Below are 26,463 nucleotides of genomic sequence, written 5' to 3' on the forward strand. Positions count from 1 at the left end.
AGCTCAGGCGGCTGCGGAGTTATGCCTTTAATGAGGTGGAGTCGGCAAGGCAGAGACAACGGTGCTAGCGTTGATTTAATCAGTTTCTCGATCTTATTCTAAAAATATAGATCCGAAATTTTCTGGCTCAATAAAGATTCGGGAGTTCCACTGACAAAGCTTGCCCCTTTAATACAGGAAAGCTCGTCGATGCTGCCAGAATGTGGTGGAAGAAATTAATACGCAGAAACCTAAGTGTGTTGTAATATGTTCAACTTGCGCTCGGGCGAAAAATCGCGACCAAAATAAATTGGTCAACTAAATTGGATGCACGAGTATTCAGTCGAAGATGGATTGGTTAGAAAAAGAGGCGAGATGATTACACGCGGATCTGAATGGCATCGCTGGGAGCCGCATATTCACGGACCCGGCACGGTCTTGAACGATCAGTTTGGGGGCACTGACCCGTGGGAGGACTACATCAGCGCATTGGAAAAAAGCTCGCCACCGATAGAAGTTATCGCCGTCACTGATTACTATACAACTGACATATACGAAGAAGTTTTGCGGCGGAAGGCCGCAGAGCGACTGCCTAGGGTTAAGTTAATCTTTCCAAACATTGAACTACGTTTAGATGTTGCGGCTAAATCGGGTTTTGTGAATTTGCACTTATTGGTCAGCCCAGAAGATCCGGCACACATCGAGGAAATTCGTAGGTTCCTTTCACGGCTTCATTTTTCTGCACATGGTGACACATTCGATTGTACGCCTGGTGATCTAACTCGTTTGGGGATGGCGGCAGAACCTTCTATCATAGAACCTCGTGCTGCACTGGCTCATGGCGCTACTCAGTTCAAAGTTAATTTTTCCCAGCTGAAGACTGCTTACAATGAAAATGCTTGGGCGAAAAAGAACATCATTATTGCTGTTGCTGGTGCTGCTGGTGACGGGACATCAGGGATACGGCAAGCTGCGGATAAGACCATGCGCCAAGAGATTGAGAAATTTTCGCACATCATCTTTGCTAGTAGTCCGGCCCAGCGAGAGTTTTGGCTTGGTTTACGAGATGTTAGCGTCCTGCAATTGCATGCGAGATATGATGGCTGTAAACCGTGCCTTCATGGAAGCGATGCCCATGATCAAGCCTCTACTGGCCGACCTGTAGGTGACAGGTTTTCATGGGTAAAAGGCGCTCTGACGTTCGATTCGCTTCGCCAAGCGTGCATTGATCCAGGCGGACGAGCTTACGTTGGAATTGAACCTCCGGGAGCAGCGATACCATCCCAAGTAATTTCACATGTTGAAATCGAGAATGCCCCGTGGGTGATCACCCAGTCAGTTCCACTCAATCCTGGCCTTGTCGCGATTGTTGGCGCGCGGGGTTCTGGAAAAACAGCTTTAGCGGACATGATAGCTGCCGGATGCGATGCGATCCAAGAGAGTGTTTGGTCCGCTGATGAAAACATCAGCCCTTCATTTCTTGCTAGAGCGCGGCCACTTATCGGGAATGGAAAGGTCAAACTAACTTGGGGAGGCGGAGCGATCACGGAGTGTCACCTTGACGGCAGGTCCGCGAGCGACGCAATGTCGTATCCTAGAGCGCGCTATCTCTCTCAGCAGTTTGTCGAGAATCTGTGTTCCTCTAAGGGGGCTTCGGAAGGGCTTGTTCGCGAAATCGAACGAGTGATCTTTGAGGCACACTCGGAGCAAGGACAGGATGGCGCATTTAGCTTCGACGAGTTTCGTGATCAACGCACACTTCGATTTCAACATGCTAGACAGCGTGAGGTTGAGGCGATCTCCGCGACGTCTGACCACATAGCTGATGAACTGGAAAAAGAAGCGTTCGTGGTAAGCCTAGCCAATCAAGTCGCAGGCAAAGAGAGTTTAATCAAAGGCTACACTGCTGATCTCTCAAAGCTTGTAGTCAAAGGGACTGAGGCGCAAGCCCAACGCCACACAGCACTTAGCGAAGCAGCTCAGACATTAACAGCACGTGTGGCTGCATTCGGTACGCAGCGCCGCACGTTTGTCGCGATGCAGGATGAGGTGCAAAATACTCGTGCTTCAAAGGCCCCGGAAATGCTGCGCCAAGCCGTGACGCGGCATCAAGGGAGCGGCCTTAATGCGGAACAGTGGAATGACTTTCTATTTATTTACAAAGGTAATGTCGACAGCGCGCTACATGGCTATCTTACATGGGTTGATCACGAAGTCGGAAAGCTTAACGGCATGGCTCCTGCTAGCGATGATCCCAATGTTGTCCTGATTGCTGCCGATGCTGATTTGAAGTCAGTGTCGCTCGCTGTATTGAAGGCAGAGATGGCGAGACTAGAGAGGTTCATTAGTGCAGATACTGTTATTCGAAATCAGTACGCTGCGCTTTCTAAAAAGATCGCAACCGAGAACGGTGCCCTTCAGACTTTAAAGACGCGTTTGGCTGATGCGCAAGGAGCAACCGAACGGAGGAAGGATCTGCAAAAGGAACGGGAAGATGCTTACGGACGGCTATTTACGGCGGTCATCAGTGAGCAGCAAGCTTTGATCGAATTATACGCTCCGTTGATGGAGCGGATAGCTGCGACGTCTGGAACATTGAAGAAACTTAGTTTTAGAGTCTTACGGGTTGTCGACACTTCAGCCTGGGCTACCTTTGGAGAGGATGAACTAATCGATTGTCGCAAAGCAGGGCCATTTTACGGTCGTGGGGCTCTAGAAAAATTGGCGCTCGCCGAACTCAAGCCGGTCTGGGAAACGGGGAGCGCTGACGATGTTCGGCGCGCAATGGCGAACTTTATCGCTGCGCATTCTAAAGCGCTGTTGAGCCATGCACCTTACGCGCCAACGGAGAAGGAGGCCTTCCGCCAGTGGTCGAAGCAGTTCGCAGGCTGGCTATTTAGTACGAGCCATATCTCTGTCAGATACGAGATAGTTTATGATGGGATTGACATCCGAAAATTATCTCCTGGCACTCGTGGTATTGTGTTGCTACTCCTTTACTTAGCTCTAGACGATGCCGATGATCGCCCACTGATCATTGATCAGCCTGAGGAAAATCTCGATCCAAAATCTGTCTTCGATGAACTGGTTTCGCTGTTCATCGAAGCCAAGTCAAAACGTCAAGTGATAATCGTTACCCATAATGCTAATCTAGTTATCAATACCGATGCGGACCAGATAATCGTGGCAGATGCAATCCCGTCCTCCGATGGAGGCCTTCCCTCTTTCAACTATGTTGCTGGCGGCCTTGAAGACGCGGAAATTCGTAAGGTTGTATGCGATATACTCGAAGGTGGAGAGCGAGCATTCAGGGAACGTTCTCGTCGTCTTCGAGTAAAGCTCGAACGTTGACAAGATGATTTCGCAGTTTAGATTGGTTACGGGATTATATTTTGTAGAGACTTTTTCTGAACAAATATGCCAACCGATTCCCACTTGATTAGCACAAGTAAGGAGTAGAGCATGACTAGTAGTACACAGAAATCTTCTTCGTTATATCGGATAATGGATTTCACGCGAGTGGTTCAAATATTTGAACGCAAAGAACTGTTTTTTGCTCATCCAAAAACTTGGGATGATCCCTACGAAATGCGCCTCAATCACAAGCATAGTCATCTTCTTTTTGCGCAATGCTGGTGTCAACTTGCTGTTTCTGATGCAATGTGGCGAATCTATTCTCCGAATGGCATGGGAGTTAGAATATCAACAACAAAGGAAAAACTTCGAGCCGCTGTTAAGGCTTGGGCTGCGCCTAAAGGTTATAAATGGCGAGGCGAGGAAGTTGAGTACATGCCCCAAGGTGAACTTAACAAATCTGTTCGTGCGATTAAAAATGATCTTCTTGAAAATTTTTCTATCGGACGCGCGGCTGATAGTCTTTATCTTAAACGGGATGCATTTGCGCATGAGAGCGAGTGGCGGGCCTCGATCTACTGTCCTGATGATGACGCAATACGAAGACCTGCCTTAAGCGGATTGACTGTGCCTGTTGAACCTCACATTTTAATTAACAGAATCTTACTTGATCCGAGAGCTCCGCCAGAGCTGGTTGGCGCTTTTCAGTTTTACTTTAAAGAGAAGTTAAAATTTCGGGGCGATGTATCGCGCTCAGTTCTTTACAAATCGCCATTTCCAATGAATCTGGATGACGATGATGAGTGGTAGTTGAATGAATTATTGCATTTTTCACACTTACAGTGTCCAATGGCGTCCAACGCAATCTAGTTTTTTTGGGGGCATTTTTGGGGGTATTATATTAATTTATCCTAATTATTTTTTGTAGGCCATTGATTTTAAATTATATTTTCTATCCAGTTTGATTGATGCCGCCACCACTGAATAAATAAAAAGGGCTTCCCCGTTTTGGCGGGGAGGCCCTTTTTATTTATTCAACGCATGCAGAACGCGGGCGTCGCATCCGCGTCCGGTACGGACGCGGGGGTTTTGCGGGGCCTTCGGCGAGCGCAGCTCGGCGCCGCAAAACCGGGTTGCGCTTGCAAGCGCAACCCTCTCCGATTCGTCTGACTGGCTCTTGCGCCGCAGGCGGTTTCCTAACAACATCAGCTGCTCAGGCCGTGTAGGCATGGCGGACCTGCCCCTCGCACCCGCTAGCACCACGCACCAGAGCATGGGGACGTTGGATGCCGGATGCAGCTCAGACGGCCGGATCAAAAGCGAAATTTGTGTTCGCTCTTTAACGATCTACCGGCTGACTGTCATGCAACATCAGGGGCCGATGATATAGTGGCGGGAATGTATACACTGAAGGAAAATGCCATGAAAAACGACGCAACCGCTCGCCCGCAAGCAAACCCGGCACCTGCCAGACTCAGCAAAGGGGACTTCGTCACGGCACTGCGCAAGCAGCTGCAAGAAGCAGCAAAGGCCGGCGAAACCAGCGTGGACGTACGCGCTGCGACCCTGCACACTGACGTTGGCGTTTATCCCGCGCGCGGCCACTCAATGCCGACCTGTTGCACGGTAATGTATGAAGAGATGCAGCCCGGTGACGAGATACTGCTGACGCCATCCGGCGGCAAAGGACCTACGCTGCTGGTACGATATAAATTCCCGCGCTGAAAATCGCGGTCTGAAGTACTGGTGGCAATTCAGAGCGCTAATCGGCGCCGTGCGCTTCCTCCCTACTGTGTTGAAAAAGTTAAGTGGCAACAATTTCGGGAGGTCTCAGATCTCCAGCATGCCGGTGATCGGTCACTAGCGACGGTACTGGCCAGTCCAGGCTGGCAGGAATTCTATCTACAGGTCAACGTACCGGCGTTTTTCAACACAACAGGCCGACAGCTGCCGTTGCGGTTTGATTGTCTGTATTTTTCCAGTAAAACCTTCAAGATTCCTAAACAATCCCAGTTTGCGGTAGCTTCGATTCCCGCCGTCTCCACCACGGAATAAATAGAAGGGCTTCCCCGTTTTGGCGGCGAGGCCCTTTCTATTTATTCCATGCATGCAGAACGCGGGCATTGCATCGGCGTCCGGTACGGGTGCGGGGGTGCTGCGGGGGACGGGCAGCTTGCAAGCGCCATCCCCTCCGATACGCCTGACCAGGTTCTGCGCCGCAGGTGGTTTTTCCTGACGATAACCTTAGCCGCTCAGGTCGTGTACGAATGGCGGACTTGACCCTCGCGCCTTGGTTGCACGCCAGCCGCGGCGCTGCAAGTGGCACACGCTCGTGCACAGCAAGGCAGGCAACAATAAATTGAGGACCGGTACAAGCATCAGCAAGCACAACAGCAGACCCAGGGCAAAGATCGCCGGGCGCTGCTCGCGGCGCAACGCCGTTTGTTGTTCCACGCTGAGCACCTCTTCGGCCGCCGCGCCGTAGATCATTTGCACATTCCAGGCCAGCAAGTACGAGATCAGCACGCACATCGCCCACACGGGAATCAGCAGGGAAAGCAGCAGCAACAGGCGCTTGCGCCAGGCGGGGCGCGCGGCGGAGGCATCCAGTCCGGCCGGCGCTTGCCAGGCAACATAGCGGCGCGCCGCCACGACCTTGGCGCGCTCCAGCAACAACCAGCGCAGCGGCAAGCGCGCCGTGCCGATGGCGCCGACGATAAAGACCATCACATAGAAAAAAGCAGCCAGCGCCAGCAGCGCCAGGGCGATCTGGCCGATCGACAGCAGGGCCTTGGCGGCGCTGCCCAGGCCGCCGGCGATATTGCCCATCTGCGAGACGGTGGCCGGCCCGTTGGCGAGTGTCCCGACGCCATCCATCACGCCCAGGCCCAGCAAGCCGGTGACGGACACCAGCGCCAGCATGGCGCTCAGTTCGACAAAGAAACGGCCGAAGCAGCTATACAGTCCCAGCCACAGCGCAACGACCGCCATGCACCACAGCGCGGAGCGCCACCACAAGCCCGCATGACGCGCATCGCGCAGTCCCAGGCCGATACACGTGAAGGCTTCCCGCCAGGCCAGCAGCCAGGTTTGCAATGTTTGTGTCACGTTAGTGCGTACTCCGCAATGAAGGGGGGATACATCGATCCGTATGTTGCCAATTCTACATGGACAAGGCTGGCGCACGCGCCGCCGAGAGCGATGGACAAATCCGACCCCAGCTCGCCATTGTTTGCGATACCGCAATTCCCGGTGGAAAGAAATACGAAACAATGCCAGTTCCCCCCACCGTTGCGCCTGGCGGAGTCAACCATGCTTGAAGTTCAGCCCAGAGACAAGCGCGGGTTTTTTATCCTGCCCCAAGCTCCGGAAGATGCCGGGTATTACGTCTATGGCAATCTGCACCGGATGCCACATTCCGGCCATATGGCCCAATATGCGCACCCCAGCTTGCTATCCCTGATCTTTTACATCGAACGTGAATGGCAGGCAATTGATGATCGGAAATTTGGCATCGGCAATATCAGCATCGCGGAAGGATTGGCGTACGACAAGCATGTGAGCCACAGAAAGGGCATTGAAATGGATCTACGCCCCCTGCGGAAGGACAAGCTGGAAGGCCAGTGCGCACGCGTGTCGCGCTTTGATGCCGTATATGACCGGGACGCCACCATCAAATTGATACGGCTGTTTTTGCGCCATCCCATGGTCACCAAGGTCTTCTTTAACGACGGTGAGGTACAAAAGGCGATTGCCGGTGGGCGCGTCCGGTCTCTGCAAGGGCACGACGATCATCTTCACATTGAAATCAGAGAGCACTGATGAATACTCGGCTTGCATGCTGCGCCATGGCGCTCGCTGTATTCTTACCTTCCCAAGCTGCGGACAAGCCGCCGGCATGGACTGGCGAACCACGCCCCTTGCAGGGTGACTATCAGATTTATGGGGGAACGCTGTCCGACATGCTGCCGCCCACGCGAAACGACCGGAAAGTGGCAATCATGGTCAAAGGGGAATTGGCACGGGAACTGTTTGCCCAGCTCGGCCCCGATGTGAAACAGGAGCAGGCATGCAGTTCCTCGGCGGACTACCGTGAGCGGCGCAGGGGGGATATTAGCTGCGTGCATACAAAAGGGGCAGCATACGAATGCTATTTCGGACTCGACCTGCGTACGGGAAAAGGGATGTATGGAGCAATCTGCTAGCCCTGGCGCTGCCTGGCACAGCTAAAACCAGGGCCCGCCTCCTTGTACCGGCGCACAGCCAGCCGAATTCTTCCGCCTGAGCGACTCTACCTGCATATGACACCCGTAGCAGAACCCAATCCCCCATCCCTCACCTCAACAGCGTACACTGGCGCCTCTTCCATACCACATTGGTCCACAGTGAAACTATCGCGCTTTATTACCGGCCATCTGGAGCCAATCCTGGAAGAGTGGGAACTCTTCGCCAGGTCGCTTCCCATTCCTGGCAACGCCATCTCGAAAGCCGAATTACGCGATCATGCGAAGCAGATGCTGCAAACCATCGTGCGCGACATGGATGTCATCGAGAACGCGGCGCAGCGGAAAAAGAAATCGACCACGGGCGTGTCGGAAATAGAAGGCAAGGAAACAGCAGCGGCCACGCATGGCTCGCTGCGCCAGCAGATCGGCTTTACGCTGCCGCAGCTGACGGCGGAATTTCGCGCCATGCGGGCCAGCGTGCTGCGCCTGTGGATGGCACAGGTGTCGGTGACGACGAAAACGGCGACGCAAGACATCTTGCGCTTCAATGAAGCGATCGACCAGGCACTGCAGGAATCGGCGATACGCTATTCGCAGCAGAGCGACCGCACCCGCAATACCTTTCTCGCCATCCTCAGCCACGATTTGCGCAGTCCGCTGAGCACGATGACGATGGCCGGTGCGCTGCTGAGCCGGCCGAGCGCGACCTCTGCTTCCACGGTGCAGATCGGGGCACGGGTTGCCCGCAGCGCGGCCACCATGACCACCATGGTCAACGATCTGCTGGAATTTGCCAGGACGCAACTGGGGGGACGCATGCCCATTTCGCCCAGCCTGGGCGACCTGGGGGAAATCTGCAAGACAGCCGTCGAGGATGCCTCGGCCGCTCACCCGCAGTGCAAGTTTGAACTGAGTACCACGGGCGAGATGATCGGCGACTTCGATGCGGCCCGCCTGGCCCAGCTGTTTTCCAATTTGCTCAACAATGCCGCGCAATACCGCACCGACGACCAGCCGGTGAGCATCACGGCCTGCGGCGACGCCGATACGGCCGTGGTGCAAGTGAAGAATTTCGGCCGCCAGATCCCGGAGGCTGCGCTGAAGAGCATTTTCGATCCCCTGGTACAGCTGGCCATTTCCGACGATCACAAAGCGCCCAACGCCACCAGTATCGGCTTGGGCCTGTTTATCGCGCGTGAAATCGCCAGCGCGCACGGCGGCACCATCGGCGCCGAGTCGAGCCTGGAAAGCGGCACGATATTTACCGTGCGCCTGCCCAGGGTGTGGCGCAACGAGGGAGCGAACGGCGGCTAGCCGCGCGCCCTCGGAGAAGACGACCGCCCCTGCCGGGGCGGGGTCGCCTTATCTGCGGCTGAGCGGCACATACTCGCCCGGCAAGCTGGCCGCTTCCAGCGCATCGGCAAAGGCCAGCAGGAACTTGGCCGGGCCATGTTCCGACACCAGCAGGGAGGCGCCCTTGTGGCGCAGCAGCGTCAAGACTTCCTGCTGGTGCGCCTGGTATTCGCTGGAGTGACCATAAAACGTTTGATACATCTCCAGCGTTTCCATGGCTTTCGCGGCCAGGATGAATTCGGGTTTGTCCATCATATCTCCTCTTGATCAGCTGGGAAACCCAGAAGACGCATCATCCGTCCCCTTGGGTACAGCCATCGCCGTCGGCATGGCCGCACGTCCATCATACGCCTCAACTCAGCCGTCACCAACAGCATGCGTCCAGGCCACCCACCTTCACCACCGATACCACACGCTTGAACTGGCCTTCGAGCTCGATGTGGCACTGCATGACGATGTCGGTCAAGGCGGCCATTTCCGCCCTATCAGTGAGGAACCGTTGCCATGATTATTTTCGACAAAGCGTCGATATTGATGGGCTTTACCAGGTAGTGGTCAAACCCTGCCTCGCCAGCGCGGTCGAACTCGCCAAGCTGGCTGTAACCCGACGCGGCGACAAAGCACGGCAGCGGCGCCGGCAAGGCCGCGCGTGCCGAACTGATAACCTGGAAACCATCCATGCCCGGCAAGCCGATATCGCACACGACCATATCGTAGGGGGCATCGAGCGCGGCGCGCAAGCCACTGGGGCCGTCGTTGCGCACGTCGACATGGTGGCCGTCCTGCATCAGCAGCAGCGCCAGCATTTCTGCCGCATCGGCGTTATCCTCGATCAGCAATATGCGGCGCGGCAATGCGCACGTCGCAGGTAGCGCCTGCAAGTCCGTCTGCGGCGGCGCCAGCGACGACAGGGGCAGCTGCAAGACAAACTGGCTGCCAAAGCCGACCCCGGCGCTGAAGACGTCCACGGTTCCACCATGCAACTGGGTAATGATGCGCACCAGCGACAGGCCGATGCCCAAGCCGCCCTGCGCCCGTTCCAGCGAACGGAAACCCTGGGTAAACAAGTCGAAGATGAAGGGCTGAATATCGAGGGCGATGCCGGCGCCGTCGTCGCTGACGGCAATTTCCACCAGATCATCGTGGCGCCTGACGACGACGTCGATATGGCCAAACTCGTGCGTAAACTTGCTTGCATTGATGAGCAAGTTCGCAAACACTTGCGTCAGACGCACCAGATCCCCTTCGATGACCAGGGCTTCCTTCGGCATGCTCACGCTCAGCACTTGCTGGCGTTGGCTGATGCTGGCCTGGCCGACTTCCACGGCGCTGGCGATGATGTCGCTCAGCACGATGGGCGCCAGCTGCAAGGTGATCTTCCCGCTGCTGACGCGCGAGGCGTCGAGCAAATCGTCGATCAGGCGCGCCATGTGCGCCACCTGGCGGCCGATCACGTCATGCACGTGCGCCAGTTGAGGGTCGAGGTCGACCTTCTTGGCCAGCAAATCATTGGCCATTGCCAGCGGCTGCAAGGGATTACGTAACTCGTGCGCGAGCATGGCCAGAAATTCCGTCTGGCGCAAGGTTGTCGCTTCGGCGGACGCTTGCATATCCTGGGCGCCAAACGTTGCCAGCACCAGGTTTTGATTGGCTTCGCGCAACTGCATGATCAACATGCCAAAGGCGTCAGATTTGTCCTTTTCCTGCATCTGCATCTTGGCCATGATCAACAGTTGATTGATCGTCTCGCGCAGCAGTTTGACTTCGCGGTTATGCAATGCCTGCAGATTTTGCTCGGAGGACAACTGCTGGGCGGGCGCATCCTCAGGATCCGGCGAGAGTGCTGTGTGGTGCATGGTAACGATGTACGGCCTGTGGGGGCCGACCTCAAGGACAACTCTTCGTTCCGCGGCGTTCACTCAGACCTCGCCGCGCACGCCAGCTCTATTGCTGCATACGGTGTATTACTTTATAGCTGAGCACGATACTCTATTTTCCTTATGAAATGAAAGCATTAGCTTACTTATCGATCAGATCGCCTGACGGAATAGCCGCGCGCACGCGTTGGCAACATGTTGCACTCCGTGCAAAAATGCGCTTGTCGCAACCCTCCCCCGCATTGCCAATGGACCAATACCATTTCCTCGTCGGCGAATTCGCAAAAAACAGTCCCTTCATTCCCGCCGCGGCCAGCGCGCAGCTGTTTGCCTGGTTCGAACACGTGGGTGAGCGCGTCGAGCGCTACGGCAGCAAGCGCGGCAAGGTCGTCAAGTTCTCGCAGAGAAACTACGAGAAGATGCTGTTTGTGCCCGAGACCGACAGCATCGAACTGTTTTCGCCGCGCATCGTGCCGCCCGACGAGGCTGACGAAGTGAGCAACTGCGCCGCACTGAACGCACACGCCATGCTGGGCGCCTACATCAATAATTGACAACCATGACCCCACACTTATCGCTGCACTGCTATCTGCAAGACGAGGCCGCCGAACGTCCCAAACGCTGTTCCGACGTGACCATCGAGGCCGACCCGGCCACCCTGCGCGCCATCGCCCATTTTCTGCTGGCCAGCGCCGACGCCTTTGATCTGGCGCAAGAACGCGCCGGCATGCACGCGCATTTGCAGGATGCCTGGGCCGGCTGGCAGGACGACTTCCCCGACCTGGTGGTAGTGGCGGCATAGACTGGCGCCCCGGTCTGCGCGCGTCGGGTAACATACGCCACCCTTGCCATACAGAGAACCTTGATGCCTCATTCCCGAACCGCCCTGCCGGCGCTGCGCGCCGCCGTGCTGGCCGCCGCGCTGGCCAGCCTGTCCGCCTGCGCCAGTCCGCCCGCGCACGAAGCGCTGTTCCTCACCACCACCTTCACGCCCGCGCACTCCTTCACCAAGGGCATCGAAGGGCCGGCCGTGGATGCGGATGGCAATATCTACGCCGTCAACTTTGCGCGCCAGCAAACCATCGGCAAGGTCAGCCCCGGCGGCATGGGCGAGGTGTACCTGACGCTGCCCGGCACCAGCATCGCCAACGGCATCCGCTTCGGCAGCCGGGGCCAGATGTATCTGGCAGACTATATGGAACACACGATTTACCTGGTCGATCCGGCCACGCGCGCGCTCACCATCCACGCGCGCGAGCCGCGCATGACGCAGCCGAACGACATCGCCATCACGGCCGACGACGTGCTGTATGCGAGCGACCCGAACTGGAAGGAAAACACGGGCCGCGTGTGGCGCATCGCGCAAGACGGCACGGTGACGCTGGCGCTCGACACCATGGGCACGGCCAACGGCATCGAAGTGAGCCCCGACGGCAAGATTTTGTACGTGAATGAAAGCGTGCAGCGCAATATCTGGATGTATGACATCGCCGCCGACGGCAGCCTGAGCGGCAAGCGATTGCTGATCAAGTTTGACGATTTCGGCATGGATGGCATGCGCGTGGATGTCGACGGCAACCTGTACGTGACGCGCTACGGCAAGGGCACGGTGGTGAAACTGTCGCCGCAGGGGCGCATCCTGCGCGAGATCAGCGTGCCCGGCGCCAAGCCCAGCAACATCACCTTCGGCGGCCCCGACGGCCGCACGGCGTATGTGACGGAAGTGGTGCAGGGACGCCTGCTGCAATTTCGCGTCGACCGCCCGGGCCTGGAGTGGCAGCGGGCGCAGGAGCGACGCAAGGCCGAATAGCAGGATGTCGGCTTACGCGCTTGCGCGCCAAGCCGACCTACGCATTACCACGATGGCCCGGTAGGTCGGCTTAGCCGGAACGGCGTAAGCCGACAACATCGTTGGCGGCGACCGGGTCAGCGCGGAATGACGCGCTCCGCCTTCAATTTCTCGAACAGACTGAAGAAGGCATCCTGCGTATCCTGGTAGTCGAGGAAACCGGCCTTGCGGCTCTTGCCCATGTCCGTCATGACTTCCATCGGCCGCCCCAGGTCGGCATCCGTATGCCACCAGGAAGCCAGGCGGCTGATATCGGCTTCCGCCAGATCATGCTGCTGCGCGATGGCACGCCATTGCGCGGGCGCATCCTGCATGCGCTCGGCCAGCGGCGCCATCGTTTCCGGCAAGTCTGCCGCTGCCACGCCAAAATACGCGGCCAGGCGCGGCCACAGCCACTTCCAGCGAAACACGTCGCCATTGACGATATTGAAATCTTCGTTGCGTGCGGCGGGGCTGTCCGCCGCCCACGCCAGGTGGCGCGCGATCTGGCCCGCGTCCGTCATGTCGGACAAACCGTGCCACTGCGCGGGCGAACCGGGAAAGACGAAGGGCGCGCCGCTGGCCTTGCACAAATTCGCGTACACGGCCAGGGTCAAACCCATGTTCATGGCATTGCCCAGCGCGTAGCCAATGATGGTGTGCGGGCGGTGCACGCTCCACGTAAAACCGTACTGAGCGGCCGCTTCAAACAAGCGGTCTTCCTGTGCATAGTAAAAATTCTCCACGGGCTGGCGGCCCTGCTCTTCGCGGAACGGCGTCACAGGCACTGTTCCCTTGCCATACGCATCGAACGGTCCCAGGTAGTGCTTGAGACCCGTCACCAGCGCCGCATGGCGCAAGTGGCCGTTCGGCCCCAGCGCGGCCAGCACATTGGCCACCATGGCGCCGTTGACGCGGATGTTTTCCTGCTCGTTTTTCTGGCGCGCCCAGGCCGTGAAGAAGACGTGGCTGGCGTCCAGGCCCGCCAGCGCGGCGGCGACGGCCGCGCCATCCGTCGCATCGAGCTGCAAGGCCGTGCAGCCGGCCGGCACGGGCGTGCGTCCGCGCGAGACGCCCGTCACCTGCCAGCCTTCGCCGAGCAGATGCGTGGCAAGGTTGCTGCCGATGACGCCGCTGGCGCCGATGATGAGGGCGTGTTTTTGCATGTTAGAAAGCCTCCGAAAGAAAAACCCATCATATCCGCGACTGAAATTCTTATCCGCGATACTATTTCACATTATTCATGAAAAAAATTCGCGGATCATGTTTTCATCGGAACATTTAAAGGGCCTCACGCCCTTCCTCGCCACGGCCGACGCGGGCAGTTTTACCAAGGCGGCCGAACGCCTGCACCTGAGCAGCTCGGCCGTCAGCAAGAGCGTGGCGCGCCTCGAAGAGCGGCTGGGCGTGCTGCTGTTCGAGCGCAGCACGCGCCGGCTGAAACTGAGCGACGCTGGCCGCGCCTATTACGCCACCTGCAAGCGCGTGCTGCAGGAACTGGCGGACGCGGAAGACGTGCTGGCCGAACACGCGACGGAACTGACGGGCAAGGTGCGTATCGGCGTGCCCGCAGCGTATGGCCGGCTGCGCGTGATGCCGGCGCTGATTGACCTGTGCGAAAAATATCCGCGCCTGCAGCCGTCGATCGCCTTCAGCGACCGCTTCGTCGACCTGTTCGAGGAGCGCATCGATATCGCCGTGCGCATCGGCGCGCCCTCGCACTGGCCGGCCGCGCTGGGGCAGATGCACCTGGGCGACGAGCAGCTGATCCTGTGCGCGGCGCCCGCCTACCTGGCGCTGCGCGGCACGCCCGCGTCCATCGCAGATCTGGAGCAGCACGACTGCATCGCCTATGGTCGCGGCGACGGCTCGCCCATGCCCTGGCTCTTCCCCGGCGATAACGGCGGACAGGTGGAATACCGCCTGGCGTCGCCACGCATGACGGTGGGCGACGCGGAAGCGCGCACGGCCGCCGTGCTGGCGGGCCTGGGGGTGGCGCAGCTGGCCACCTGGTTGGTGCAGGAACACCTGGCCACGGGCACCATCGTGGCCATCCTGCCGCAGCTGGCCACGCCAGGCTTGCCCCTGTACCTGGCCTGGCCGCTGGCGCGCCAGCTGACGCCGAAAACGGGCACCCTGCTGCAGGAATTGCGGCAGCGGCTGACAATCAGATAAAAATACGGCTTGACCCTGACGTAACGTCATGGTCGATGCTGTCCGTACGCACCAGGAAAGGAGTACGCCATGCTGTTGAAAATCGGTGAACTGGCCAGGCTCACGGGCCTGACCATCCGCACCCTGCACCACTACGACAGCATCGGCCTGCTCTCGCCTTCGGCGCGCACACCCGCTGGCTACCGCCTGTACCAGCATGGCGACATGGACCGCTTGCACCGGATCATGGCGCTGCGCAAGTTCGGGCTGTCGCTGGCCGCTATCGCCAACGCACTCGCCGGGCCGGATCTACCGCTCTCCTCCATCGTGGCGCAGCAGATCGCCATGCTGGAACGCCAGATCGCGCAGGCTTCCACCTTGCGCGCACGCCTGCGCACCCTGCAGACGCAACTGGCGCAAGGGCAGGCGCCGGAACTGGCCGAGTGGCTCACCACAATGGAGTTGATGACCATGTACGACAAATACTTTAGCCCCGAAGAACTGCAACAACTGCCGCTGCTGTCAGACGCGGCCGTGGAACAGGAATGGAAGGCACTGGTAGCAAGAGTGCGCGCCGTCAAAGACGCGGGCGCCAGCCCCGACGATGCGCAGGCGCTGGCCACCGAATGGATGGTCAAGCTGGTGCGCGACACGGGCGCCCACCCTGGCCTGTTCGCGCGGCTGAACGACATGCACGCGCAGGAGCCGTCGATGCAGGCGACGACCAGCATCGATGCGGACTTGATGCAATTCATCATCGCCGCCTGCAATGCCTCGCGCATCGCGCTGTACCGGCCTTTCCTCGATGAGCAGGAATATGCGCACCTGGCCGCCAATTACGGCAAGCGTTCGGGCGAGTGGCCGGCCCTGATCGCCGCCGTGCGCGCCGCCATCGATGCGCGCACGCCGCCCACCGACCCGGCCGTGCTGCAACTGGCGCGGCAGTGGCTGGAGCTGTTCCGCGCGTATGCGGGCACGGACCCGGCCACGCAGCTGAAATTTCGCCAGGCGCACCAGCAGGAACCGCGTTTGATGGAAGGCAGCTTCGTCGACGCCGCCATGCTGCAGTACCTGGGTGCGGCGATGGCCGTGGTGGCGCAGGAAAAGCCAGCGTAAAAGTTGGCGTGCGGCATATCCAGGCGGTGGCCATGTAGAATCGGCCATCGCCAATCACAGGAAAACCCGATGCGCCGCTTTCTGCTAGCCTGCCTGACCCTGCCCGCCTTGCATATCGCCATGGCGGCCGAACCGCCCGTGCAAGGGGTATGGCAGGGCACGCTGGGCAAGGCGAATATCGTGGCTTGCGTCAACCAGCCCAGTCCCACGCAAGGAGCTGACCGCAGCGGCAATTACTACTACACGCGCTACAAGACCCCGATCATGCTGTCCATGCCGAACGGCAAGAGCGACTGGAGCGAATCCGATGCCAAGGGCGATACCACGGGCACGTGGAAACTCAATGCACCGCAGGGCGGCAAGCTCACCGGCACCTGGACGGAGCCGAAAAGCGGCAAGACCCTGCCCCTGGCCTTGACCCTGCTGGAAGCGGTGGGCGACCGCGACCATCCATCCTGCGCCAGCGATGCCTACAACCTGGCGCTGGAAGACTTTCCCGGCACAAAGGTCAGCAAACCCATTGCCTTCGAAGGCAAGCAATACCGCAACCTGCAAGTGGGCGACAGCATCACGGTGGAATTGATCGCGCCTGGCGATGGCGTGGCGAAAATCAACGCGCAACTGCGCGCCGTGCTGGCGAAGAACAAACAGGATCTGGCCGATTTCTATGCCACGCGCCGCGAGTATCTGGGCCGCAACGGTTTCACGACGGAAGACGAAGTGTATGCGGAGCCCACCTACTGGTCGCCACGCTGGGTGACGCTCAAATTTTACCGCTGGCCGGCCGGCTATGGCGCCAGCGGCATCTCCATCCGCTTCCGCACCTGGGACGTGAAAACGGGCCAGGAAACGGACGTGTGGAACTGGTTTGGCGCCAGCGCCAGCGATGGTGACGACAAGGCCGAATTGCCGGACCGCCTGCGCCAGGCCCTCTTCAAGAATGTGACAATCGACGCCGAATGCAAGGGCACGGATTACGACGGCCACGGCCGCTTCCACCTGTCACTGAAACCCGAAGGCGTGTCGTTCTGGGAAGACTCCAACGGCAGCGGCTGCGAAAACGATTTTTTACTGCCCTACAGCAAGGTCGGTCCCTTCCTCACCGTCAAAGGCCGCGCCGCGCTCAGCGATTTGCTGCCGAAGAACTAGGCGCCCGCCTTGTCCACCATCATGGCCACCATCTCCGCCGTCGCGGCCGCCAGGGTCCAGCCCAGGTGGCCGTGGCCCGTGTTGTAGTACACGCCCGGCGCCTTGCCCGGCCCCACCTTCGGCAGCATGGCCGGCAGCATGGGACGCAAACCCGCCCACGGGATCACCTTGCGCGTACTCACCTCAGGAAAACATTGCTCGACCCATGCCAGCAGCGGGCGGATGCGGTCGGCGCGGATATCGTCATTGAATCCATTGAATTCCGCCGTGCCCGCCACTCTGAGCCGGTCTTCACCGAGGCGGCTGCTGACCAGCTTGGTGGCATCGTCGAGCAGGCTGACCTTGGGCGCCGCCGCCCGGCTGGCGGCATCATCGAGCTGCACGGTGATCGAATAGCCTTTCACGGGATACACATTCACGTAGTCGCCCAACATTGCCGCCATGGCGCGGCTGGCCGTGCCCGCGCAGATGACGACGGCGTCGAACAGCACGCTGTCCTCGCCCACGCCGTCTCCCACGCTAACGCGCACCTTGCCGTGCTCGCGCGCCAGCGCCGTCACCTGTGCACCATAGCGGCACGCCACGCCCAGGCGCACGCAGGCGTCGGCCAGGCCGCTGGTAAATTTGTGGATGTCGCCCGTGGAATCGCTGTCCGTGTAGTAGCCGCCGTAAAAATCACCATGCAATGCAGGTTCGATGGCGCGCATTTCCAGCAAGCTCACGGCGCGCCGCTCAAGACCGCCCCGGGCCAGCAGGCGCGATACGCCGGCCGCCCGCTCGAAGCCGCGCTGGTCGCGGTAGACATGCAGAATGCCGGCGCGGCGATGATCGAATGCGATGTTTTCCGCTTGCGCCCACGCAAACAAGTGTTCGCGCGCGGCAATCGCCATGCGCGCCGTGGCGATGGTGTTGCGCTCGTAGTCCGGCATGGCGGCGAGAAACTCCGCAAACCAGTTCAGCTTGTGCCAGCCGGGAGTCGGATTGAGCAGCAGCGGTGCATCGCGCCGCGCCATCCATTTCAGCGCGTTCCATAGCGTCGCCTTGTGGTTCCACACTTCCGCGTGCGAGGCCGACAATTGCCCGCCATTCGCATACGACGTTTCCATGGCCGCATAGCGGTGGCGCTCGATCAGGGTGACATTAACGCCACGTTTCGCCAGCGCATACGCGGTGGTGACGCCCGTGATGCCGGCGCCGAGCACAGCCACGCGCGTCATAGTGGCGACACCTTGTGCACGACGGTATCGCCCGCCTGCAAGACGCGGCCATCCTCGGCCAGCACGTCCACCCTGCGCACGGGCAAGCCCGAGCCGCGCTGCAGCAGGGTGGAGTGCGCCTCGCCTGGTTCAAACAATTGCGCCTCGCTCCACTGGCGCAAGCCGACCACGACAGGAAACAGCGCCAGCCCCTTTTGCGTGAGCACATATTCCTGGTAGGCCGTGCCGTCCGACGCGGGCGCGATGGTAAAAATGCCCTCCTCCACCAGCGTGTGCAGGCGGTCGGCCAGGATGTTCTTCGCCACGCCCAGGCTTTTCTGGAATTCCCCGAACCTGCGCATGCCGTCGAAGGCGTCGCGCACGATCAAGAGCGACCAGCGCTCGCCGATCACGTCGAGCGCGCGCGCCACGGGACAGGGGTCGGTTTTCAGGCTCTTGCGCTTGGCCACGGGTGTCTCCTTGATTGACTGGTTGCATTTTAAAACTTCCCGGCGTAGACTCCAACTGGTTTTAATTTGAAACCACTTATGGACTAACCCATGCGCGACACAAACCCTCCCCTCACGACAGCCCTCCCCCCTACCCTCGTCTGGCTGTTCGCCTGCGCAGCCGGCCTCAGCGTGGCCAATGTGTATTACGCCCAGCCTTTACTCGCCACCCTGGCGCATGAATTCGGCATGACGGACGCCGCCAGCGGCATGGTCATCACGGCCACGCAGCTCGGCTGCGCGCTGGCCCTGCTGCTGCTGGTGCCCCTGGGCGACATGCTGAACCGGCGCCGCCTGACCCTGTTCCAGCTGGGCTTGCTTGCCATCACCCTGGCGGCGCTGGGCTGCGCCCGTTCCACGGCCGCCTTGCTGGGTGGCATGCTGCTGGTGGGCTTGCTGGGCACGGCCATGACGCAGGGCTTGATCGCCTATGCGGCCAGCGCGGCGGCCAGCCACGAGCGGGGCCGCGTCGTCGGCATGGCGCAGGGCGGCGTGGTGATCGGCTTGCTGCTGGCGCGCACCCTGTCCGGCGTGGTGGCCGATCTGGCCGACTGGCGCGCCGTGTATTTCGTCTCGGCGGCCATCGCCTGCGCCCTGCTGTTGCTGCTGTGGCGCAAGCTGCCGCCGGCGCAGCCGGCAAGTCAACGGCTCGCCTATGGCGCGCTGCTCGCTTCCATGCTGGACATGCTGCTGCACAACAAGGTGCTGCGCGTGCGCGGCATGCTGGCCCTGCTGATGTTTGCCGTCTTCAATATTTTCTGGAGCGCCCTGGTGCTGCCACTGACTGAGCAAGGCTATACGCACACGGCCATCGGCGCGTTTGGCCTGGTCGGCGTGATCGGTGCGCTGGGCGCGGCGCGCGCCGGGGCACTGGCTGACAAGGGCCGCGCGCAGTGGACGACGGGCGCGGCGCTGCTATTGCTGCTGGCCGCTTGGCTGCCACTCGGCTTTGCCGGCACGGCCCTGTGGCCCCTGGTCATCGGCATCATCGCGCTGGACCTGGCGGGCCAGGCCATCCACGTAACGAACCAGAGCCTGATTTTCAAGGACGACAGCGACGCGCACAGCCGCCTGGTGGCGTGCTACATGCTGTTTTATGCGGTGGGAAGCGGTGTGGGTGCGATTGCCGCCACCAGCGCGTATGCGCTGGCGGGCTGGCATGCGGTATGCGCGCTGGGCGCGGCGGTCAGCTTGCTCGCCCTGCTGTTCTGGCGGCTGACCTTACCTGCTGAAAAAACTTAGTTCAAGAGCGCCGTGGCGGAGCCGTGGCGATACGTTTTCAATGCGTCGGGCTGGATCTGGATCAGCGAACCGCTGACTTTAATCAGGTGCAAGTCCGTCAACTGGTGCAGCACGCGTGACAGGGTGGCGGGCGCCAGGTTCAGGAACGATGCCAGCAGACTTTTCTTCAAGTCCAGCTTGACCTCGTTCGAACGCTGCTGGTCCGATGCCTGCAACAGGTACTCGACCACGCGCTGGGTGGCGTTTTGCACGGAGCAGCGTTCCACGTTGCGGATAAAACCCATCAGGTGGTGCGACAGGCTGTTCATCATCTGGCGTGCGATACGCGGCGACTGGTCCAGCAGGCGCAGCAGCGCGTGCGGCGGGATGCGCAGCAGCAGGCAGTGCTCCAGCGCTTCGGCGCAGAACGGGTACGGTTCATCGAGGAAAATCATGGCTTCGCCGAAGCTCTGGCCCGGACGGATCAGTTCCAGTACCTTGTCGGTGCCTTCCATGGAAAACACGCTCAGCTTGACGAGGCCGAAGACCACCACATAGGCGCCTTCCGGCACTTCGCCCTTGCGGAACAGCACTTTGCCTTTTTCCACTTCGACGCGCACGACATCCTGGCGCAATTGTTCTAATTGCGAAGGGGAAATATGGCGGAACAGAGCCTGGCTCGATAGCAAGCCATCGACGTTGACCTTATGCATGACACTCTCTTATTAGATTAGCGAATGACTAAGAGTGTAATGCGCAGGCATCGTCAAGGCCATACGTCAAAGGAACTAGGGTTGTCTAGGCCGGAACGCCATGCAGATCAAACAATCGCGCATTCCTTGCGAACTATTTGCGCTTTGTTTGATCTTTATTTGCTTAACTCACGCTCGACGGCGTAGACGGCGATCTGCACGCGGCTGCTGAGCTTAAGCTTTTTGAGGATGTTTTGCACGTGGATTTTCACCGTGCTTTCGGCCACATCCAGCTGGCGCGCGATTTCCTTGTTGCTCAGCCCTTGCGCCAGGCAAGCCATGGCTTCGCGTTCGCGCGGCGTCAATTTGTCGTAGTCGGCCTGGGGCGCGTTCTGCCCCGCGCGGAACTGCGACACCAGCTTGGCCGTCATGGCGTCGGCAATCACGGACTCACCGGCGGCGGCGCGGCAGATGGCCTGGCCCAGCTGCTCGGCTTCTATATTTTTCAGCAAGTAGCCACGTGCGCCCGCGCGCAGGGCCGCGCCCAGGTCGGCCGCGTTTTCCGACACGGTCAGCATCAGCACCACCATCTGCGGCATGTCCTGCAAGATCAGTTGCAGCGCTTCGACGCCCGTCACGCCGGGCATGTTCAAGTCCATCAGCACCACGTCGGGCAGCAGCTCGGCCGTCAGGCGCACGCCGTCGAGTCCGTTCGATGCCTCGCCCACCACCTGGAATAGAGGATTGCGCTGCAACAGCAGCTTGACGCCGCTGCGCAGCAAGGTGTGGTCGTCGACCAGCAGGATTTTGATTGGAGCGTTCACGTATTTGTATCTTTTACCTGGTAAGAATGAATCTTCTGTTACGCGGCCTGGCGCCGGGCTGCCGGCAAGGCCAGCGAGATCGTCGTGCCGCCGCCGGGCGTGCTGTCGATGGCAAATTGCGCACCGAGCCGCTCGGCCCGTTCCTGCATGATACGCAAGCCGATCTGCAATTCCGTTTTCTTGTCGCGCAGGTTGGCGGCGAAGCCTTCGCCATCGTCGCGCACCTGCAGCGCAAAATCGCGCCCGTTGACCACGCGCAGGGCCACGTTGCTCGCCTGCGCGTGCTTGCGGATATTCGACAGTGCTTCCTGCACGATGAACAGGATCTGCAACTGCTGCTCCGGCGCCAGCGGCGCGCCATTGCCGCTCATGTCCAGGGTGCCGGCGACGCCCGTCTGCAGCTCGAACTTGGCCAGCACTTCGGACAGTTTGCTTTCCAGGTCGCTGCCATGCCAGCGCGTGCGGAAATTGACCAGCAATTCGCGCACATCCTGGTAGCTTTGTTCGACGCCCATGCGCATCAGCGGCAGCACCTCGGCCGCTTCGTCGAGCTGGCCCCGGCGCACGGAATCGTCGAGCATCTGGACTTGCAGGCTGATGAAATTGAGGCTTTGCGCAATGCTGTCATGCAAGCCTTCGGCCAGCAGGCTGCGTTCGCGCGCGACGGCAAATTCCTTTTCGCGCGCGATCAGGCGCTGGTTCTCGATGGCAATGCCCAGGCTCTGGCCCAGCGTTTCCAGCCAGCCCTGCTGCTGCGCATGCACCGCTTGCGGGCCCGCGAAGTGCAGCGAAAAACTGCCCACCACCTGGTCGCGCGCGAGGATGGGAAAGACGGCGATGGCAACAAAACCTTCGTCCTGGCAGCGGAAGCGCTGCAGCGCTTCGACCTGGCGGAAATCGCGGATCTGGATCACGCCCTGCGCCACGGCAGCGCCGCACAGGCAATCGTTATTGCGGATGCAATGTTCCTCTTCCACCATGGCGTCCGAAATGCCCTCATGCACGATGATGTGCACGGTATCGTTCTGCGGATCGAGGATGCGCACGGTACCGCCTTCGGCTTGCGCGAACTGCATCACGTGGTGCAGGAAGCCACGGCATAGCGCATCGATGGCGTGCTGTCCCGCCAGCAGGGTGGAAATCTCATGCAGGGTCGCCAGTTGACGTTCCTGCGCGGCGCTCAGGCCCGATGCGGCTTGCGCCAGGCGGCGCTGGCGCCAGCGCGACGCTGGAAGTTGTTTGCGGGAAGGTTGACTGCGCGGCGCATGCATGAAGAACTCGAATCTGAAAAGTGGGGCGCCCGGCAAGCGCTGCGGCCTGCCGGACAAACAAAGGTTACAAACGGATCTCGGTGCCGAGCAGCTTGACGAACTGCGCCAGCCAGGCCGGATGCGCGGGCCAGGCGGGGGCCGTGACGAACTGGCCATCGGTGACGGCGTCCGTGACGGCGATGTCGGCATACGTGCCGCCCGCCAATTTCACTTCCGGCGCGCAGGCAGGATAGGCGGAAATGCGCTTGCCACGGATGACATCGGCGGCGGCCAGCAATTGCGCGCCGTGGCACACGGCGGCGACCGGCTTGCCCGCATTGGCAAAATGGCGTACGGCGGCGATGACTTTCTCGTTCAGGCGCAGGTATTCAGGCGCGCGGCCGCCGGCGATCATCACCGCGTCATAGTCGGCCGGATCGATCTCGTCGAAGCTGGCGTTCAGGGTGAACAAATGGCCCGGCTTTTCCGTGTAGGTCTGGTCGCCCTCGAAATCGTGGATGGCCGTCTTGATCGTCTCGCCGCTTTTCTTGCCGGGACAAACGGCATGCACGGTATGACCGAGCATCAGCAGGGCCTGGAATGGCACCATCGTTTCATAATCTTCTGCAAAATCGCCGGTCAAAAACAGAATTTTCTTCGCTGCCATTTAGTTCTCCTATGAAAGATTGATCGCGCAAGGCGTATCTTAGCGCGACTTGGCGACCATACTGGATATTTATCAAATTTTCGCGCCTTGATCGAGGATTTTACAGGCTGAGACAGAATTTCTTGCAGGCTCGCAGGTCAAACTCGGATACCCCTCCCTGAAAGCCTGGCCATGCACACCGCCACCAGCCCCCTACTTTCACCCGCCCTGGTCCGTATCTTCGACCATTTCAGCGATGCGCAGCAGGCCCGCAGCGCCCTGTTCGACGCTGGCTTCGCCGCGCACGCCGTGCAGCTCGACACAGTCGACGACGAAGCCGTGCCCATACAGGGCAAGGCCGCGTGGCGCGGCATGTTCCGCCTCGTCGTGGCCATCGGCACGCCACAAGAGCGCGAACGGGCGCACGCCATCGTGCAGGCCTGCAACGGCTGCGATATCGAACAGCGCACGGCCAGGCGTGCAGACACCGGTGCCGGCAAACACGCGCTGGCGGGCTGACACCCTCCCCTGCGCGGACAAACTATGGCAAGATCGAGCTTCCTTCATTCCACAGTGGAACTTGCCATGATTTATGAAATTGCCCACATCCAGATCAAATCAGCCACGCATGACGCCTTCGAAGCGGCCGTCGCCAAAGCCGTGCCCCTGTTCCAGCGCGCGCGCGGCTGCGAATCGATGCGCCTGGAGCGCTCGATCGAAAATGGCGATGCCTACCGCCTGGTGGTCGGCTGGAGCACCCTGGAAGACCACACCGTGCATTTCCGCGGCAGCGACGACTTCCAGGCCTGGCGCGGTCTGGTCGGTGAATTCTTTGCCGCCCCGCCCCAGGTCGAGCACATGAACACGGTGGTCACGGGTTTCTGATACGGACGGGCGGCGCTGGCTGTTAACGCCCGCGCCGGCATCCTATACTGCCGGATGGTGAAACACCTGGCGCAAATACGCGAGGAAGGTTTCATCCTTGCACAAGGTCTTGCCCGGCGAATCCGACAATTTCGCCACCGACTGGCCATTGCAGCGCACCAGTTTCATGACGATGTTGAGCGGCGTCAAACCCACGTCGTTGGTCAGATTGGTGCCGATGCCGAAACCCGTCATGATGCGGTCGGCGAAATGCCGGTACAGGGCGAAGGCCTTGTCCAGGTCCAGGCCGTCGGAAAACACCAGGCGCTTGGTATTGGCGTCGATGCGCAGGGCCGCGTAATGGGCCAGCGCCTTCTCTCCCCATTCGACGGGGTCGCCCGAATCGTGGCGCAAGCCGTCGAACAGCTTGGCGAAATACAGGTCAAAGTCGGCCAAAAAGGCATCCATGCCCACCACGTCGGTCAGGGCGATGCCCAGGTCGCCGCGGTATTCCTGCACCCAGTCTTCCAGGGCCGCCTTTTGAAAGTCGCGCAAGCGCACGCCGAAGGACTGGAATGACTGCATGTATTCATGCGCCATGGTGCCGATCGGCACGATACCGAGCTTTTTCGCCAGGTACACATTCGACGTGCCCTTGAAATATTCGGGTACCTCATGCGCCAGCCGTTGCACCACTTCGTCGTGCCAGGCGCCGGAAAAGCGCCGGCGTACGCCGAAGTCGGAAAATTCAAACGGGTGCTTACGCCGCGGCAGCTTGCCGAATTCCTTGACGGCCGCCACTTTCAAGCCCAGGCGGTGGCGCCCTTCGCGCATGGCCGCATCGTGGTCGAAGCGGCGGAAATACAGTTCATTGATGATGTACAGCACGAAAATCTCGAAACCCATCACGTGCACCTGCGGCCCGGCCGCGTGCACCAGCAGGGTGTCACCGTCCGTGCTGACGTCGATGAACTTGCGCTGGAAGCGGAACACCGTCAAAAAGTCGACGAAATCGCTCTTCATGAAGCGCAGGGTACGCAAATAGGCCAGCTCGTCGTCGGCAAACGACATCGAGCACAGGTGGTCGAGCTGTTCTTCCAGCTCGCCCTTCAGCTCGGCCAGGGGAAAGGCGGTGGCGTTGCGGCAGACAAATTCGTATTCGGTATGGGTATTCGGATGACCGTGCAGCAATGCTTGCCACATTGTAAATTTATACAGATCGGTTTCCAGCAAACTGCGCACTATCGGGGTCATGTGTGTTTTCTCCAACTTCCTGAAGCCAGAATAGTACGCCACCGCAAGCATTTCAGCAGGGCACGCTCAACAATGGCTCAGGCCAGCGCATTGGCCAGCAACTCGGGCAAGACCTCGGCGGACGTGGCCAGCCGCGCGCCGCGCTCGTGCATGGCGGCCAGGAAGTCGCGCTGCTGCGCTGCGAAACCCGTGACGGGGCTCATGCAGTCCGTCAGCAGCACCAGGCGCGCCAGGGCCGGCTTGCCTTGCTGCGCTTGCAGATAGTCGGCGATATGTTCCGTGCTGGCTTTCACGCAGTGGCTGCCCGCCTCGCCCGTGACATACATCTGCTGCGCCGGCAGCAGGGTATCGAGGAAGGCGCGGTTCAGCTGGGTGGCCGCATCCTGAGGATCGGGCACTTCCGCCATGACGGCCGAGTAATGCTCGGTCCACGGATTGGAACCCTTGCTCAGCTTGGCCACCACTTGCAAGTTGGCCACTTCCCATGCGTTGTAGGCGGCGCGCACGGCCGCGTGGATATTCTGGCCCCAGCTGCCGATCTCGCAATGCACGGGCCACACCATCAATTGATAGCGCCCCGCTTGCTGCAAGGCATCGAGGTAGGCCAGCACACGCGGCAAGGCGCCGCTGGCGGCGGGCAGAAACAGGCGGTCGCGCACCTGCTGCGCGCTGATCTGCGTAAATGGCGCAACGGGGCCGCCATCGCCCGTGCGCCAGAAGGCGGGATGGGCGATGTCGTAGCGGTGGTGGGCGTCGAGGGTCACGCTGATCTGCGTCAGCCCGCCGCCCCCTTCACGGATCAGCTGCGCCACGCGCAGCATGTCGGCGTGGGCGCCGGGCACGGGCAGGGCCGGCGCCGCATCCTGCGGCAGCCAAGAGGGAGGTAAATCGCAAAAATCGTTTTGCGGGTCGATGACGAGCAGGTGCAGCTGGCGTTTCATGGCATTCCTCGTGCGTGGCGGGTATTGCAT

Annotated in this window: 27 protein-coding genes; 15 read left to right on the forward strand and 12 right to left on the reverse strand. The window is 60.1% G+C overall.

Features of this window, described 5'->3' with window-relative positions; all coding sequences use genetic code 11:
- The first annotated feature begins 354 nt into the window (after positions 1–354).
- The 3 genes from CLU93_RS05480 (at position 355) to CLU93_RS05490 (ending at position 5,058) form a co-directional block, all read left to right on the forward strand.
- Positions 355–3,330: a TrlF family AAA-like ATPase gene (locus CLU93_RS05480; protein WP_099760296.1), complete on the forward strand. Its 2,976-nt coding sequence runs from the start codon at positions 355–357 to the stop codon at positions 3,328–3,330.
- 111 nt (positions 3,331–3,441) lie between these two features.
- Entirely contained in the window at positions 3,442–4,143 is a 702-nt protein-coding gene (locus tag CLU93_RS05485; protein ID WP_099760297.1) for a DUF2971 domain-containing protein, read from the forward strand.
- 612 nt (positions 4,144–4,755) lie between these two features.
- The gene (locus tag CLU93_RS05490; protein WP_099764253.1) at positions 4,756–5,058 is read left to right on the forward strand and encodes an HNH endonuclease; all 303 of its coding nucleotides are present in this window, start codon (positions 4,756–4,758) and stop codon (positions 5,056–5,058) included.
- A 519-nt stretch (positions 5,059–5,577) separates the two neighbouring features.
- Here CLU93_RS05490 and CLU93_RS05495 read toward each other — a convergent pair.
- Entirely contained in the window at positions 5,578–6,441 is an 864-nt protein-coding gene (locus CLU93_RS05495) for a hypothetical protein (protein ID WP_143451701.1), read from the reverse strand.
- Between the two features lie 93 nt (positions 6,442–6,534).
- Here CLU93_RS05495 and CLU93_RS05500 point away from each other — a divergent pair, with 93 nt between their 5' ends.
- The 3 genes from CLU93_RS05500 (at position 6,535) to CLU93_RS05510 (ending at position 8,873) form a co-directional block, all read left to right on the forward strand.
- The gene (locus tag CLU93_RS05500; RefSeq protein WP_143451702.1) at positions 6,535–7,155 is read left to right on the forward strand and encodes a penicillin-insensitive murein endopeptidase; all 621 of its coding nucleotides are present in this window, start codon (positions 6,535–6,537) and stop codon (positions 7,153–7,155) included.
- A 26-nt stretch (positions 7,156–7,181) separates the two neighbouring features.
- Entirely contained in the window at positions 7,182–7,538 is a 357-nt protein-coding gene (locus CLU93_RS05505) for a hypothetical protein (RefSeq protein WP_099760300.1), read from the forward strand.
- A gap of 180 nt (positions 7,539–7,718) precedes the next feature.
- Positions 7,719–8,873 carry a sensor histidine kinase gene (locus CLU93_RS05510; protein WP_099760301.1) on the forward strand — a complete coding sequence of 385 codons (1,155 nt, stop codon included), beginning with the start codon at positions 7,719–7,721 and terminating at the stop codon, positions 8,871–8,873.
- A gap of 48 nt (positions 8,874–8,921) precedes the next feature.
- Here the strand turns inward: CLU93_RS05510 and CLU93_RS05515 are convergent, their stop codons facing one another.
- Together CLU93_RS05515 and CLU93_RS05520 are read right to left on the reverse strand one after the other, a co-directional pair.
- Complete coding sequence (locus tag CLU93_RS05515; RefSeq protein ID WP_099760302.1) at positions 8,922–9,164, reverse strand: hypothetical protein; 243 nt, start codon at positions 9,162–9,164, stop codon at positions 8,922–8,924.
- Between the two features lie 233 nt (positions 9,165–9,397).
- Positions 9,398–10,768 (reverse strand): hybrid sensor histidine kinase/response regulator, encoded by a 1,371-nt coding sequence (locus CLU93_RS05520; RefSeq protein WP_257224892.1) that lies wholly within the window; start codon positions 10,766–10,768, stop codon positions 9,398–9,400.
- A gap of 269 nt (positions 10,769–11,037) precedes the next feature.
- Here CLU93_RS05520 and CLU93_RS05525 point away from each other — a divergent pair, with 269 nt between their 5' ends.
- The 3 genes from CLU93_RS05525 to CLU93_RS05535 all read left to right on the forward strand — a co-directional run bounded on the left by CLU93_RS05525 (position 11,038) and on the right by CLU93_RS05535 (position 12,599).
- Positions 11,038–11,343: a hypothetical protein gene (locus CLU93_RS05525; RefSeq protein WP_099760303.1), complete on the forward strand. Its 306-nt coding sequence runs from the start codon at positions 11,038–11,040 to the stop codon at positions 11,341–11,343.
- Between the two features lie 5 nt (positions 11,344–11,348).
- Positions 11,349–11,591 (forward strand): Imm32 family immunity protein, encoded by a 243-nt coding sequence (locus tag CLU93_RS05530; protein ID WP_099760304.1) that lies wholly within the window; start codon positions 11,349–11,351, stop codon positions 11,589–11,591.
- Between the two features lie 63 nt (positions 11,592–11,654).
- A complete protein-coding gene (locus tag CLU93_RS05535; RefSeq protein WP_180287812.1) occupies positions 11,655–12,599 on the forward strand; it encodes an SMP-30/gluconolactonase/LRE family protein in 945 nt (314 codons plus the stop codon).
- Between the two features lie 116 nt (positions 12,600–12,715).
- On the opposite strand, the gene CLU93_RS05540 is transcribed toward CLU93_RS05535, so the two are convergent.
- The gene (locus CLU93_RS05540; RefSeq protein WP_099760305.1) at positions 12,716–13,783 is read right to left on the reverse strand and encodes an SDR family oxidoreductase; all 1,068 of its coding nucleotides are present in this window, start codon (positions 13,781–13,783) and stop codon (positions 12,716–12,718) included.
- 97 nt (positions 13,784–13,880) lie between these two features.
- On the opposite strand from CLU93_RS05540, the gene CLU93_RS05545 reads away from it, so the two are divergent.
- From CLU93_RS05545 to CLU93_RS05555, 3 genes are all read left to right on the forward strand, one after another.
- A complete protein-coding gene (locus CLU93_RS05545; RefSeq protein ID WP_099760306.1) occupies positions 13,881–14,792 on the forward strand; it encodes a LysR family transcriptional regulator in 912 nt (303 codons plus the stop codon).
- A gap of 69 nt (positions 14,793–14,861) precedes the next feature.
- Positions 14,862–15,887, forward strand: coding sequence for a MerR family transcriptional regulator (locus CLU93_RS05550; RefSeq protein ID WP_099760307.1), 1,026 nt, complete (start codon positions 14,862–14,864; stop codon positions 15,885–15,887).
- A gap of 69 nt (positions 15,888–15,956) precedes the next feature.
- Positions 15,957–17,036 carry a hypothetical protein gene (locus CLU93_RS05555; protein WP_099760308.1) on the forward strand — a complete coding sequence of 360 codons (1,080 nt, stop codon included), beginning with the start codon at positions 15,957–15,959 and terminating at the stop codon, positions 17,034–17,036.
- On the opposite strand, the gene CLU93_RS05560 is transcribed toward CLU93_RS05555, so the two are convergent.
- Positions 17,033–18,253, reverse strand: coding sequence for a D-amino acid dehydrogenase (locus CLU93_RS05560; RefSeq protein WP_099760309.1), 1,221 nt, complete (start codon positions 18,251–18,253; stop codon positions 17,033–17,035). The two genes, CLU93_RS05555 and CLU93_RS05560, sit on opposite strands and share 4 nt — an antisense overlap.
- Positions 18,250–18,702 carry a winged helix-turn-helix transcriptional regulator gene (locus CLU93_RS05565; RefSeq protein ID WP_099760310.1) on the reverse strand — a complete coding sequence of 151 codons (453 nt, stop codon included), beginning with the start codon at positions 18,700–18,702 and terminating at the stop codon, positions 18,250–18,252. Before CLU93_RS05565 ends, CLU93_RS05560 begins: the two co-directional genes overlap by 4 nt.
- A gap of 90 nt (positions 18,703–18,792) precedes the next feature.
- On the opposite strand from CLU93_RS05565, the gene CLU93_RS05570 reads away from it, so the two are divergent.
- Complete coding sequence (locus CLU93_RS05570; RefSeq protein WP_099760311.1) at positions 18,793–19,983, forward strand: MFS transporter; 1,191 nt, start codon at positions 18,793–18,795, stop codon at positions 19,981–19,983.
- Here CLU93_RS05570 and CLU93_RS05575 read toward each other — a convergent pair.
- From CLU93_RS05575 to CLU93_RS05590, 4 genes are all read right to left on the reverse strand, one after another.
- Positions 19,980–20,675 carry a Crp/Fnr family transcriptional regulator gene (locus CLU93_RS05575; protein WP_099760312.1) on the reverse strand — a complete coding sequence of 232 codons (696 nt, stop codon included), beginning with the start codon at positions 20,673–20,675 and terminating at the stop codon, positions 19,980–19,982. The two genes, CLU93_RS05570 and CLU93_RS05575, sit on opposite strands and share 4 nt — an antisense overlap.
- Positions 20,676–20,830: 155 nt before the next feature.
- Entirely contained in the window at positions 20,831–21,478 is a 648-nt protein-coding gene (locus CLU93_RS05580) for a response regulator (protein WP_099760313.1), read from the reverse strand.
- A 38-nt stretch (positions 21,479–21,516) separates the two neighbouring features.
- Positions 21,517–22,749 carry a GAF domain-containing sensor histidine kinase gene (locus CLU93_RS05585; protein WP_099760314.1) on the reverse strand — a complete coding sequence of 411 codons (1,233 nt, stop codon included), beginning with the start codon at positions 22,747–22,749 and terminating at the stop codon, positions 21,517–21,519.
- A 64-nt stretch (positions 22,750–22,813) separates the two neighbouring features.
- Positions 22,814–23,395: a DJ-1/PfpI family protein gene (locus CLU93_RS05590; RefSeq protein ID WP_099760315.1), complete on the reverse strand. Its 582-nt coding sequence runs from the start codon at positions 23,393–23,395 to the stop codon at positions 22,814–22,816.
- Between the two features lie 171 nt (positions 23,396–23,566).
- On the opposite strand from CLU93_RS05590, the gene CLU93_RS05595 reads away from it, so the two are divergent.
- Positions 23,567–23,893 (forward strand): hypothetical protein, encoded by a 327-nt coding sequence (locus CLU93_RS05595; protein ID WP_099760316.1) that lies wholly within the window; start codon positions 23,567–23,569, stop codon positions 23,891–23,893.
- 66 nt (positions 23,894–23,959) lie between these two features.
- Complete coding sequence (locus tag CLU93_RS05600) at positions 23,960–24,259, forward strand: antibiotic biosynthesis monooxygenase family protein (RefSeq protein ID WP_096234226.1); 300 nt, start codon at positions 23,960–23,962, stop codon at positions 24,257–24,259.
- A 42-nt stretch (positions 24,260–24,301) separates the two neighbouring features.
- On the opposite strand, the gene pncB is transcribed toward CLU93_RS05600, so the two are convergent.
- Together pncB and CLU93_RS05610 are read right to left on the reverse strand one after the other, a co-directional pair.
- Entirely contained in the window at positions 24,302–25,492 is a 1,191-nt protein-coding gene (gene pncB, locus CLU93_RS05605) for a nicotinate phosphoribosyltransferase (RefSeq protein ID WP_099760317.1), read from the reverse strand.
- Positions 25,493–25,569: 77 nt separating this feature from the next.
- Positions 25,570–26,433: a cysteine hydrolase gene (locus CLU93_RS05610; protein WP_099760318.1), complete on the reverse strand. Its 864-nt coding sequence runs from the start codon at positions 26,431–26,433 to the stop codon at positions 25,570–25,572.
- Positions 26,434–26,463: the final 30 nt, after the last annotated feature.

The sequence above is a fragment of the Janthinobacterium sp. 35 genome, from assembly GCF_002754575.1.
Lineage (GTDB): Bacteria > Pseudomonadota > Gammaproteobacteria > Burkholderiales > Burkholderiaceae_D > Janthinobacterium > Janthinobacterium tructae.

Bases quoted from the DNA above. Each gene is read 5' to 3' on its own strand.
- CLU93_RS05480 (WP_099760296.1), top strand. From the start codon at position 355: ATGATTACACGCGGATCTGAATGGCATCGCTGGGAGCCGCATATTCAC.
- CLU93_RS05485 (WP_099760297.1), top strand. From the start codon at position 3,442: ATGACTAGTAGTACACAGAAATCTTCTTCGTTATATCGGATAATGGAT.
- CLU93_RS05490 (WP_099764253.1), top strand. From the start codon at position 4,756: ATGAAAAACGACGCAACCGCTCGCCCGCAAGCAAACCCGGCACCTGCC.
- CLU93_RS05500 (WP_143451702.1), top strand. From the start codon at position 6,535: ATGGACAAATCCGACCCCAGCTCGCCATTGTTTGCGATACCGCAATTC.
- CLU93_RS05505 (WP_099760300.1), top strand. From the start codon at position 7,182: ATGGCGCTCGCTGTATTCTTACCTTCCCAAGCTGCGGACAAGCCGCCG.
- CLU93_RS05515 (WP_099760302.1), bottom strand. From the start codon at position 9,164: ATGGACAAACCCGAATTCATCCTGGCCGCGAAAGCCATGGAAACGCTG.
- CLU93_RS05520 (WP_257224892.1), bottom strand. From the start codon at position 10,768: ATGCACCACACAGCACTCTCGCCGGATCCTGAGGATGCGCCCGCCCAG.
- CLU93_RS05525 (WP_099760303.1), top strand. From the start codon at position 11,038: ATGGACCAATACCATTTCCTCGTCGGCGAATTCGCAAAAAACAGTCCC.
- CLU93_RS05530 (WP_099760304.1), top strand. From the start codon at position 11,349: ATGACCCCACACTTATCGCTGCACTGCTATCTGCAAGACGAGGCCGCC.
- CLU93_RS05535 (WP_180287812.1), top strand. From the start codon at position 11,655: ATGCCTCATTCCCGAACCGCCCTGCCGGCGCTGCGCGCCGCCGTGCTG.
- CLU93_RS05540 (WP_099760305.1), bottom strand. From the start codon at position 13,783: ATGCAAAAACACGCCCTCATCATCGGCGCCAGCGGCGTCATCGGCAGC.
- CLU93_RS05545 (WP_099760306.1), top strand. From the start codon at position 13,881: ATGTTTTCATCGGAACATTTAAAGGGCCTCACGCCCTTCCTCGCCACG.
- CLU93_RS05550 (WP_099760307.1), top strand. From the start codon at position 14,862: ATGCTGTTGAAAATCGGTGAACTGGCCAGGCTCACGGGCCTGACCATC.
- CLU93_RS05555 (WP_099760308.1), top strand. From the start codon at position 15,957: ATGCGCCGCTTTCTGCTAGCCTGCCTGACCCTGCCCGCCTTGCATATC.
- CLU93_RS05560 (WP_099760309.1), bottom strand. From the start codon at position 18,253: ATGACGCGCGTGGCTGTGCTCGGCGCCGGCATCACGGGCGTCACCACC.
- CLU93_RS05570 (WP_099760311.1), top strand. From the start codon at position 18,793: ATGCGCGACACAAACCCTCCCCTCACGACAGCCCTCCCCCCTACCCTC.
- CLU93_RS05575 (WP_099760312.1), bottom strand. From the start codon at position 20,675: ATGCATAAGGTCAACGTCGATGGCTTGCTATCGAGCCAGGCTCTGTTC.
- CLU93_RS05585 (WP_099760314.1), bottom strand. From the start codon at position 22,749: ATGCATGCGCCGCGCAGTCAACCTTCCCGCAAACAACTTCCAGCGTCG.
- CLU93_RS05590 (WP_099760315.1), bottom strand. From the start codon at position 23,395: ATGGCAGCGAAGAAAATTCTGTTTTTGACCGGCGATTTTGCAGAAGAT.
- CLU93_RS05595 (WP_099760316.1), top strand. From the start codon at position 23,567: ATGCACACCGCCACCAGCCCCCTACTTTCACCCGCCCTGGTCCGTATC.
- CLU93_RS05600 (WP_096234226.1), top strand. From the start codon at position 23,960: ATGATTTATGAAATTGCCCACATCCAGATCAAATCAGCCACGCATGAC.
- pncB (WP_099760317.1), bottom strand. From the start codon at position 25,492: ATGACCCCGATAGTGCGCAGTTTGCTGGAAACCGATCTGTATAAATTT.
- CLU93_RS05610 (WP_099760318.1), bottom strand. From the start codon at position 26,433: ATGAAACGCCAGCTGCACCTGCTCGTCATCGACCCGCAAAACGATTTT.